The following is a 10,643-nucleotide window of genomic DNA, read 5'->3' as shown; positions in this document are numbered from 1 at the left end:
ACGCCCGGGACGCGGACCAGTCGGCGCGAGGCCGGGCACATCGGGGAAGGCCTTCCGGGCGAAAACCCGGAGGCTTCCATCCGATGGTCGATCACCACATGACGGGAAGCCTTTCCGGTATCCGCTTCATGAATCCGGTCCGCCACACGAGCTGTTCAACGGGGACCGCGAGTTGGAGGTCCGGCATCCGGTCCAGCAGAATGTCCACACCGATCTCCGCGTGCTTCTTTCCCAACGCCGTCGCCGGGCAGTAATGCCGGCCCCCGCCGAAGGAAAGGTGCGCGGTGTTGTTCTCCCGGCTCAGATCCACGGTGTGCGGGTCGACGAACACCTCGGGGTCGAAATTGGCGCCCTCGACCAGGACCAGTACCAATTCGCCCTTCTTGACCTCCACCTCCCCGAGAGTGACGTCCTCGACGGCGAGGCGCGGCAGACCGTCGCCGATCGACAGATTGATCCTCAGCAGTTCGTCGACGGCGGCCGGGATCCTGCCGCGGTCGGCAAGCAGCTCTTCCTTCAGTTCGGGGTGCTGGATGAGGGAGACGAGGGCCATGGCCAGGAAGCCCGAGGTGGAGATCACACCCGCGCCGAACATGGTCACGCCGACCGTCGCGAACATCTCGTCCGAGACGTGGGAGTACTCCGGGTCCCGCCGCAGTGCCGCGAGCTCCGCCATCAAGCCGGAGGTGGACGGGTCGTCCAGACGCTCCACCATGTAGGCCATGTCGCGGTCCCAGTTCAGCTTCGCGCCGGCGACCGGGCAGGCGGAGTTCATGAACGCGATGTCCAGGCTCCTCATCAGGCGGGGTGCGTCCTTGGGCGGGATGCCGAGAATGTGGCAGTGCATGGCGGCCGAATAGGGGTCGGTGAAGCCGCCACGCAGGTCCGCCGGGGCGCCCTCGGCCATGAGGCGGTCGACGAGATCGGCGGCGTTCGACCGCATCCACTCCCCAAGGCCCTGAGCCTTCGGGTTCAGCGCCTTGAGCACCGCCTTGCGCAGTCCGGCCCCGGTGATGTTTCCCATGTTGTTGACGACCTCGGGCGGGATCGTCAGTGCGTACTGACGCGGAACTCCCGGCGCCGAAGTGTCCTTCAGACTGAACCGCGGGTCCTCCAGCACCTGCTTGCACAGAGCATGGGATGACACCAGCCATGCTTCGTCGCCGGCGATCGTCCGTACCTTTTTGACGGGCTCCTTCCGCAACTGCTCCAACTCGTCGGGCAGTCGGTCGCCCCGCCAGGAGAACGGAAAGGCCATCAAGGCATCTTGGGACCGGTCGAGAGGCGTCTCAACGGACATCGGCGTCTCCTTCTGCGGGCGCGACGATGGCATGGCCCTGGTTTCGGGATGCGCGCAGTCCGGACCCACGCGAGTAGAGCAGCTCGGCCATCGGCAGGAGCTGGTGATAGCAGTTGAGCGAAGAAGGCACTCCGAGAATGGCGGAAGTGTCCAGGAACAGGGGCGCTTCGGCGCATACGTAGTCCAGGCACACCTGGCGCTGCCGCGCGGTGGTGGCCTTCCCGTCCATGACCTTGGACGAGAGGAAGCCGTCCACGAGTGTGTCGCACGTCGTTCGGAACTCGGCGTCCTTCTCGAGAAGGGACCGAAGGTGTTGGTAGAGGCGTTGGTAGGCCGGATTGTCCGCGAAGCTCGACATCGCGTAGGCGCCGATCCTGCCCGCGGCGGTGCCGGCCACCTCGAGTGCGTTGCCCACCTTGGCCCGCACACCGCGCAGATTCTTCACCGCCTTGCGGCGCGCGTCCTCGGGGCTGTATCCGAACGTCTCGTACATCTCGGCCACATGGAGATCGGTGTAGACGAAGTCCACCCTGTCGAAGTGTTCGACACCCCAGCGAGCCAGGTCGATGAGGCGCTGGGCGGAGAAGTAGCTGTTGCCGGGAGAGACGCCGATCACGGCGTGAGCGCCTTCCGCGCATATCACCTGGCAGTGAGCCGTATAGGGCTGAACATCGAAGGTCGCGGCCGCTGACGGCGGCGGGGAGAAACCCTGGACCTTGGAGAGTGTCTCAGTTGTCAACTGGAGAGCTTCCCTTGCGCCGCTAGTCCCGGAGGAGCCTTGTGCTCCTGGTGTGGCGACGCCGCCGAGAAGTTACCGATCGAACACGGAGAGTGTCAACGTGCTGTCCACCGCGAGAAGCCACAGCTCACGGGGGTTAACCCGGCATTGAACTTCCCGTCACCACCCGTTCATGCGTACGCCGCACCCGCCGGTCGGCGGGTGCGGCGGTGCTGATCATCCGTCAGCCAGGTCGTACGGACCACGGAAGCGGTGGTCCGCACACGTCCTGGCCGGGCGCGCGCCGGGCGCGGGCCGACGGGTTGTGATCAGTACGGCAGCGCCTGTCGCAGCGCTCTCGGTGTCGCCGCCGGTCCCGTGCCGCCGTTGATCACGAACTGCGATCCGGGCTCGACGAGGATGTCGCCCTGGGCCGAGTCGGTGATCGTCACGTTCGTCAGTGTCGCGCTGCCGCGGGCACCGCCGTGGGCCAGGATGCCGGACCCGTTGTTGGACTTGTCGATGGTCACGTTCCTGATCTGCACGCCGGGCACCGCGCCGCCGCCCGACTTGAACTGGATGCCGTCGTAGGTGGAGTCGTGGATGTCGGTGTCGCGGATCGTGACGCCGGGGATGTCCTGGCCCGCCGCGAACAGGGTGATGGCGCCGAACTCCTGCGCCTCGCCCCAGAACGCGCCCCCGGTACGGTGCAGTGCGTTGTTCGCGATCAGGGTCTGACCGGAGAACGGCAGCGGGTCGTGGTCGGTCGCGAGCATGATGCCGGGGTAGTTCATGGTGTCGGCGATGAGGTTGTTCTCGATCGTGTTGCCGTGGCCTCCGTAGATCGCGATGCCGTTGGCGCGCCATGGGAGCTGGATGGTGTTGTTGCGGAAGTGGTTGTCGTGGCCGATGTCGACCGACGGGTCCTTCACGTAGCGGCTTGCCCACACGGCGAGCGCGTCGTCGCCGGTGTTGCGGAAGGAGGAGTTGTACACCGTTGAATTGCGGGTGCCGTTGGCGAAGTTGATGCCGTCGGCGTAGGTGTTGCGGATCCGCATTCCGCTGAATTCGAGACCGTCGCCCGGCCCCCACAGTTCCGGGATGTTGGAGTGGTCACGGCCGGCCCAGACACCGACGTTGGCGTGCTCGATCCACACGTTGGTGATCCTGGTGTCCTTGCCGAAGCGCCCGTTGAGGCCCACTCCGCCCTCGTGGTTGCCGTCGCCGCCCCTGATGGTGCCCGAACCGAAAATGGCGATGTCGGAGATCGTGGTGTTGTGGTCGATGTCGAAGCCGAAGTTGCCCTCGTGCGGGTGGTTGATGCCACCGGCCTGGTGCGGCGGGGTGAGGGTGTAGAGCTGGGAGTGCCACATGCCCGCGCCGCGGATCGTCACGTCCCTGATGCCGACCTGGTTGAACTGCCCGCGGTCGAGCGGGTCGTCGGTGAGGATCTTCTGCTCCTGGCGCCACTGGCCGGCCGGGATCCACACGCAGGCGATCTCTCCCTTCTGGTCCGCCGTCACGGCGCGCTGGATGGCGTCGGTGTCGTCGATCCCGTCGCCAGGCACCGCGCCGTAGGAGGTGATCGAGGCGCATTCCCCGGGCTTGTCCGCCGGAGCTGCGACCTGCTCCAGGTCGACGAGGTCGATGATGTAGAAGGCGGCGTTGTCGCTCGCGTCGCGCTGCAGTCGGAACGTGGTGCCTGTGGGGTACGTCCGGGTCAGCAGCGCATGGGATTCGTCGAAGAGACGGCGTGCGTCGCCGCCCGGGGTGTTGGTGAGGCCCTCCGGACTGTCGGTGTTGCCGTAGAGCCAGCTGTGTTTCGAGGACAGACCCAGCTTGCGCACGAACTGGCCGTCGGCGTACAGGCTGATGGTCGCCTCCTGCCCGCCGCCGGACGGGGCGTCCGGGACGGAGTTGCGCACGACGATCGAGTTGGCCGGGCTGACCGACGTGAACTCGACGTACTGACCGGTTGAGTTCAGGCGGACGGATTCGCGGCCGGACGACTCGGTGGCGAAGTTGGTGTGCCCGAAGGTGCGCTCCGGATCGGCCTGCAGAAGGGCGCCGTCGTACTGGGCGTCCTCCGCCTCGTACTCGGTGTACGGCACGGCCGCGCCGCGTCCGACGACAACGGAGCGGGCAAAGGTGTTGTTGTTCTCGTTGGTTTCGGTGACCGCGCCGGTCGCGTCGGCCGTCGCGGTGAGGGTGACGCCGCCACTGGTCGCGGTCCAACTGCCGCTGATCGGCACCTGGACGGTGTCCCCGGCGTCGATCCGGCCCGTTGTGCCGTTCAGTGTGGTGCTGCCTGCGACGAGGCGGGTGGCCGTGCCGGCGTCCACCGCGGCCGTTCCGCTGTTGCGCACGGCGACGGTGAAGGTGACCATGGCCCCGACGGCCGGTGCACTCGGGTTGGAGGTGATCCCGGTGACCTCGAGGTCGGGTCCCGGGGCCTTCGCCACCACCAGCTTGTCGGCGGCCGTGCGGCTGTTGTTGGTGTCGTCCTGCTCCGCGACGGTGTCGGTCGGGTCGACGACGGCGGAGACGGTGTAGCTGCCCTTCGCCCGTTTGCCCACGTCGACCCGCACGGTGGTGGCGGCTCCGGCGGCGAGAGCGCCGACCGGGGCGCTGCCGGCGACGGTGCCCTCCAGGCTGACGTTCACCGTGGTCGCGGCAGCCGCGGCGGATCCGGTGTTGCGCACCGTGGCGTCGACGGTGACGGTGTCCGTCTCCGACGGGGATGCGGGCGACCATGCCAGGTCGGTGACCGTCAGATCCGGGTTGGGTGCGGCCGTGCCGATGACCTGGATCTCGGCGACCTGGGCACCGTAACCGCTGGTGTTGGCGTAGAACTGCAGCCGGATGTCGGCGTACCGGCCGCTGACCGGAATGGTCACCGTGTTCTGGTTCGACTGCGGATCGAACGGGTAGTCGGCCCGTGCCTTCAGCGAGGTGAATCCGCTCGCCGACTGCTCGCGCCCCAGCACCTGAAGGTTCTCGGACCGCGGCGCCCACGACGGGTCCGGGTTGAGCTTGACGACGACCGCCTCGAGGTCGGCATCGGCTCCGAGCTTCACGGTCAGGGTCGACGGGAAGCCGGTGGACTCCCAGTAGGAGCCCAGCTGATCGTCGTTTGCGTTGGTCGCCACATACGTCTGGGCCGTCGAAGAGCCCTCGATCGGCTTGTGACGGGCCAGGTTGGTGCCGTCGGCCGGCGGGTCCCCGGGGCCCGCGTCGCCGTTCCCGTAGACCTCCAGTTCGGACAGCTGGGCGGCGTTCCACCCGGTGTTGCCGGTTACCTGCACACGCACGTATCGGACGGTGGCGGCGGTGAACGTGACGGTGACCGTGTTCGCGTCGGACGAGGTGAACGCCCTGGCGGCCGACGCGGCGAGCGGGTCGAAGTCGGCCCCGTCGGTGCTGCCCAGAACGCTGAGGGTCTGCGTCCGGGCCTCCCATGCGGTCGGGAGTTTCAGCGCCACTTCGTCGATGCTGACGCCGCGGCCGAGATCGACCTGAACCCACTGCGGAAACGCGCCGGCGGGACCCTCCCAGTAGGAGGCCTGGCTTCCGTCGGTGACGTTGCCGGCCGGGTAGCCGCCGTGCGCTCCGCCGGCCGTGGCCGGCCTGCCGAGGGCCAGATTGGGCCCCTCGGCGGCGTGCGCGGTGACGGGCAGCAGCCCGACGGCGATCAGGCCGGCCGTCAATAAGCCGGTGACTGTCCGCAAGCCCAGTTGTTTCCCTCTCATGGTGCCCTCTCGTTCCGTGGCCTGGGGCGTCCGGCAGCGGGCGACACTCGCACCCACCGACACGCACGGTGTCTTCGGGAGCGGGCGACGAGGCGCGCGTGCCGATGCGCCGGGTGGACGATGGCGGGTCTCGTCAGGGCGGCCGTAGGCGACCTGACGACAAGAAGCGCGAGCTGCCTGAGTTTTTGAGTAATTCCGTCAATCTTTTGCGCTGTCGAGGTGACAGGTTTCTACCAGGCGTCGACTTTGTCAACGGCCCGGCCCCTGGCTCCCGTTGAAGGGCACGCCGAATCCGCCTCGGTGCATCCCTGCCGACCGTCGGTGACTCGCTGCCGACCGACGGCTCACGGTGGCCGGTGCGTCATCCCCTGGGCGGAAGCACCTTGTTGCCGAAGTCCGCCACCGCCGCCTCCAGGCCGATGTCGTGCTGGGCACGTTCGTCCGTCCCGGGGCCGCGGCCGGGTACCAGCGGTGTTCCAGCAGCTCGTGGTAGAGCTCGGCCGGGTCACTCGAGCCCCGCAGATGCTGCGGAACGGCCCGTACGGCGGGCCGGAAGACCTCACGGACCCAGCGATGGGCGAGCACTTCGTCGCGCGCACCGAGGGGGTCCCCCGGTGTGCACGGCGCACCGCAGCGGCCGGCCTTGGGCAGGTCACGCGGCTCGGGCCGTGGTCGGGCAAGGTGGAAGCCGGAGGAGAGCGGTACCACCGGTCGAGGAGGCTCCCATGGACGGCGACACGGCGGACGATGCGACAGGCCTGACGTGTCTGGTGACCGGGGCCTCCGGTTACATCGGAGGGCGACTCGTTCCGGAGCTGCTGAAGGCGGGGCACCGGGTGCGGTGTCTGGCGCGGACGCCCGAAAAGCTGCGCGACCACCCGTGGGCGAAGGACGTGGAGGTCGCCAAGGGTGACGTCAGCGACGCCCACTCGGTGGCCGAGGCCATGCGGGGCGTCGATGTCGCGTACTACCTGGTGCACGCTCTTGGTACCGGCGCAGGCTTCGAGGCGACCGACCGGCAGGCCGCCCGGGTCTTCGCGGAACAGGCCGGGGCCGCCGGTGTGCGGCGCATCGTCTATCTCGGCGGGCTGACACCTCGGGGCGTACCGCCGAGGGAGCTGTCCCCGCATCTGCGCTCCCGCGACGAGGTCGGGCAGATCTTCCTCGACTCGCCCGTACCGGCCGCCGTCCTGCGGGCGGCGGTGATCATCGGCTCGGGTTCGGCCTCCTTCGAGATGCTGCGCTATTTGACGGAACGGCTGCCGGTCATGGTCACACCGCGGTGGGTGCGCACCCGCATCCAGCCCATCGGTGTACGGGACGTCCTGCGCTATCTCGTGGGTTCGGCCCGGATGGCAGCGGACGTGAACCGGACGTTCGACATCGGCGGGCCGGAGGTGGTCACCTACCTCGACATGATGCGCTGCTACTCCGACGTCGCCGGCCTGCCCAAGCGCCTCATCGTGCCCGTGCCCGTCCTCACCCCCAAGCTCTCCAGCCACTGGGTGGGACTCGTGACGCCTGTTCCGCACTCCATCGCCCGGCCGCTCACCGAGTCGCTGCGCCATGAAGTCGTCTGCCACGAACACGACATCGCCGACTACGTCCCCGACGGCCCCGGCCAACCCCTGCCGTACGGCGAGGCACTCGCCCTGGCCCTGCGCAGGGTCCAGGACGCCGAGGTGACGACGCGATGGTCGTCGGCCGCATTGCCCGGCGCTCCGAGCGACCCGCTGCCCACCGATCCCGACTGGGCCGGCGGCAGCCTGTACCGCGACGAGCGGCACGTGACGGTCGACGCCCCGCGGGAAGCGCTGTGGAAGGTGATCGAGGGCATCGGCGGGGACAACGGCTGGTACTCCTTCCCGCTCGCCTGGGCCGCGCGGGGCCGGCTGGACCGCTTCGTCGGCGGGGTCGGACTGCGGCGCGGCCGACGGGACGCCGAGCGGCTGCGCGTCGGCGATTCGCTCGACTTCTGGCGGGTGGAGGAGATCGAGCCCGGTCATCTGCTGCGACTGCGCGCGGAGATGCGACTGCCGGGGCTGGCCTGGCTGGAGATGTACGCGGAGGACGACGGTCACAGCCGCACCCGGTTCCGGCAGCGGGCTCTGTTCCACCCCAGGGGGCTGCTCGGGCACGCCTACTGGTGGAGCGTCTCGCCCTTCCACGCTCTCGTGTTCGGCGGCATGGCCCGCAACATCGCCCAGGCTGCGGTCAAGGGCATGAGCGAGGGAACGGGCGACCGGCACGCGGTCCGGTGACACCCGGGCGGCGAAATGTCGGGGCGCGCGGGTAAGCACCTCACATGCAGACGTTCCTCCCCTTTCCGGACTTCACGCGATCAGCCGCGGTGCTGGACCCCAGGCGACTCGGTAAGCAGCGGGTCGAGGCACTGCAGGTGCTGCGCAGTCTGACAGTGCCCGGTTACGGCTGGCGCAGACATCCGGCGGTCCGCATGTGGGCCGGCTACGAGGAGGCACTTGTCCGGTACGGGCTGGACATCTGCGGGGTGTGGACGAGCGAGGGCCGCTCCGACACCTGCGCCGTCACCCTGGTGAACGACTTCCTCGTCGGGCACCCCGGCGTGGGCGTGCGCTCCCAGGGCCGTCTCGCGGCGGACGGCGACCTTCCGCCGTGGTTCGGCGCCCCGGACTTCCACCGCAGCCACCAGTCGGCGCTGTTGCGCAAGGACCCGGACTTCTATCGGGAGCGGTTCCCGGGGGTGCCGGACGACCTGCCGTACGTCTGGCCGCGGTCCGACCGCGATCCCGAACCGGGAGGGGACGCGGGACCGGGGTGACACCGTGGCCGCACTGTGCCGGCCACGGCGCGGTACCGGGTCGTCTCCGCTCGTCGTCACCGGCGCCCCCGCCATGGTGTTCCGCCCCGGGCACGACCGCCACAGCACGGGCGGGCACCGCGCGCCCTCCCCTGCCTATGGTGAAAGGACGGCCTGCCCGCTCCCGCTGGGCACCGCCGCCCGCCCCGCGCCCTTCCCACCAAGGAGGACCCGTGAGAGACGCAGCATGCCCACTGCGCGGCCGCACGGCCGTCGTGACCGGTGCCGCCCGGGGTATCGGGGCGGCGATGGCGGTGCGACTCGACCGGCGCGGTGTCAATGTGGCCCTGCTCGGCCGGGAGGGGTCGCGGCTTGCCGCGGTGACGAGCTCCCTCTCCGGGCGGGCCCTGTGCTGGGAGGTCGATGTCACCGACGAGGACGCGATGGAACGGGTGGCCGGCGACGTCCGCGACCGCCTCGGTCCCGTTTCCGTGGTGGTCGCCAATGCGGGAGTGGCCGAGGGCGGGCCCTTCGCCCGGTCCGACCCGGCGACCTGGCGACGTGTGATCGAGGTGAATCTCATCGGCAGCGCGATCACCGCACGTGCCTTCCTGCCGGACCTGCTGGCGTCGCACGGCTACTACCTGCAGATCGCCTCTCTCGCCTCCATCGGCGCGGCACCCATGATGAGCGCCTACTGCGCTTCCAAGGCCGGTGTGGAGTCCTTCGCACACTCGCTGCGCGCCGAGCTCGCCCATGAAGGGGTCGGGGTGGGGATCGCCTACGTGAACTGGACCGACACCGACATGATCCGCGACGCGGACCAGCATCCGGTGCTGCGGGAACTGCGGGCCCACATGCCGAAGCCCGCGAGGAAGGTCTACCCGGTGGAGACCGTGGCTGCTCGTGCGGTGCGTGCCGTGGAACGCCGCAGCGCGGCCGTGTACGCCCCCGCATGGCTCCGTGCCACGCAATTCGTCCGCGCCGCCATGCCTCCGGTGGTCACACTGTTGTCCAAGTACGAGCTCCCCCGCCTCGAGCGGAAGAACACTTTCGCGGCCACGGGGCTGCTCGGGGCCGGCGGCCGGGCGGACACGACCGGGAGCGAGCGGTCACGCAGCGGGCAGCCGGAAGGCTGACGCCGGCTACGGCCGGTTGCAGCCGCACTGACCGCCGAGATCCCGACGAGTCGCCACGCGACCAGGCGCGGTGGTGGAAGCCGTACGCCGTCTGGTCGGCGCTCACGCTCCGTGGCTGACGATCCGCTACGTGTTCTGACCGTCCGCGTGCCGGCCCGGGCTTCCACCCTGCCTCAGCGCGAGGGAACCCTTGCGCCTTACTGCCACGCGTCCTCGGATCCGTCGGCCCCGGGCCGGAGGAACCACTCGCCGGCGACCTCTGCCACTTCCTCCAGCGCACCGGGCTCCTCGAAGAGGTGCGTCGCTCCGAGCACCACATGCACGCGGTGCGGGGTGCGCAGCAGACCTGCGGCTTCCCGATTGAGTCGCAGCACCTCCGTGTCGTCGCCGCCCACGATCAGGAGCACGGGCGCCTGCACATGGGGCAGAGCCTGATCGGCGAGGTCCGGGCGACCGCCGCGCGAGACGACGGAGTGGACACGAGCGGGCCGTTCGGCCGCCGCCACCAGCGCCGCGGCGGCGCCGGTGCTCGCGCCGAACAGCCCCACCGGCACCGTGGCGGTGGCGGGGTGCTCTTCGAGCCAGTCGATCGCCGCCACCAGGCGCCGTCCCAGCAGGCCGATGTCAAAACGGTGCTCCGCGGTCACGGCGTCGACCCGTTCCTCCTGCACGGTCAGGAGGTCCATCAGCAAGGTGCCCAGGCCGGCCCGTTGCAGGGCTGCTGCCACCGCCTTGTTGCGGGGGCTGTGCCGGGAACTGCCACTGCCGTGCGCGAAGAGCACCACTCCCCGGGCATCCGGGGGGACCACCAGGTCACCTGCGTTCGTGGACCCGTCGGCAGGGAGTGAAACCGCTTCCAGGATCATCGCCACCGTCTCCCTCCGAGCTTCCCTGCATCCGTCGCGGTCAAGGGGCGGGTAGCCCTCCTTCATCACGCCATGCGGGAGGCGGGGACGGT

Annotated in this window: 7 protein-coding genes and 1 pseudogene; 3 read left to right on the top strand and 5 right to left on the bottom strand. The window is 69.5% G+C overall.

Features of this window, described 5'->3' with window-relative positions:
• Nucleotides 1–91: 91 nt before the first annotated feature.
• The 4 genes and pseudogenes from ABZ070_RS07990 to ABZ070_RS07975 form a co-directional block, all read right to left on the bottom strand.
• Nucleotides 92–1,300, bottom strand: a complete 1,209-nt coding sequence (locus tag ABZ070_RS07990) for a cytochrome P450 (protein WP_356631147.1) — start codon at nucleotides 1,298–1,300, stop codon at nucleotides 92–94.
• Nucleotides 1,290–2,039, bottom strand: a complete 750-nt coding sequence (locus ABZ070_RS07985; protein WP_356631145.1) for a tRNA-dependent cyclodipeptide synthase — start codon at nucleotides 2,037–2,039, stop codon at nucleotides 1,290–1,292. The genes ABZ070_RS07990 and ABZ070_RS07985 overlap by 11 nt, the downstream gene beginning before the upstream one ends.
• A gap of 308 nt (nucleotides 2,040–2,347) precedes the next feature.
• Nucleotides 2,348–5,767: a CARDB domain-containing protein gene (locus tag ABZ070_RS07980; RefSeq protein ID WP_356631143.1), complete on the bottom strand. Its 3,420-nt coding sequence runs from the start codon at nucleotides 5,765–5,767 to the stop codon at nucleotides 2,348–2,350.
• A gap of 361 nt (nucleotides 5,768–6,128) precedes the next feature.
• Nucleotides 6,129–6,382: pseudogene (locus ABZ070_RS07975) on the bottom strand (DUF4032 domain-containing protein); the annotation flags it as partial.
• A gap of 110 nt (nucleotides 6,383–6,492) precedes the next feature.
• On the opposite strand from ABZ070_RS07975, the gene ABZ070_RS07970 reads away from it, so the two are divergent.
• The 3 genes from ABZ070_RS07970 (at nucleotide 6,493) to ABZ070_RS07960 (ending at nucleotide 9,685) form a co-directional block, all read left to right on the top strand.
• Nucleotides 6,493–8,028 (top strand): SDR family oxidoreductase, encoded by a 1,536-nt coding sequence (locus ABZ070_RS07970; protein WP_356631141.1) that lies wholly within the window; start codon nucleotides 6,493–6,495, stop codon nucleotides 8,026–8,028.
• A 44-nt stretch (nucleotides 8,029–8,072) separates the two neighbouring features.
• Nucleotides 8,073–8,567, top strand: coding sequence for an MSMEG_6728 family protein (locus tag ABZ070_RS07965; RefSeq protein ID WP_356631139.1), 495 nt, complete (start codon nucleotides 8,073–8,075; stop codon nucleotides 8,565–8,567).
• Nucleotides 8,568–8,779: 212 nt separating this feature from the next.
• On the top strand, nucleotides 8,780–9,685 hold the full coding sequence (locus ABZ070_RS07960) for an SDR family oxidoreductase (RefSeq protein ID WP_356631137.1): 906 nt from the start codon (nucleotides 8,780–8,782) through the stop codon (nucleotides 9,683–9,685).
• A gap of 197 nt (nucleotides 9,686–9,882) precedes the next feature.
• Here the strand turns inward: ABZ070_RS07960 and ABZ070_RS07955 are convergent, their stop codons facing one another.
• The gene (locus tag ABZ070_RS07955; RefSeq protein ID WP_356631135.1) at nucleotides 9,883–10,551 is read right to left on the bottom strand and encodes a dienelactone hydrolase family protein; all 669 of its coding nucleotides are present in this window, start codon (nucleotides 10,549–10,551) and stop codon (nucleotides 9,883–9,885) included.
• Nucleotides 10,552–10,643 lie beyond the last annotated feature (92 nt).

The sequence above is a fragment of the Streptomyces sp. NPDC006283 genome (assembly GCF_040613325.1).
Lineage (GTDB): Bacteria > Actinomycetota > Actinomycetes > Streptomycetales > Streptomycetaceae > Streptomyces.
This window is presented reverse-complemented; position numbering and strand designations above follow the sequence as displayed.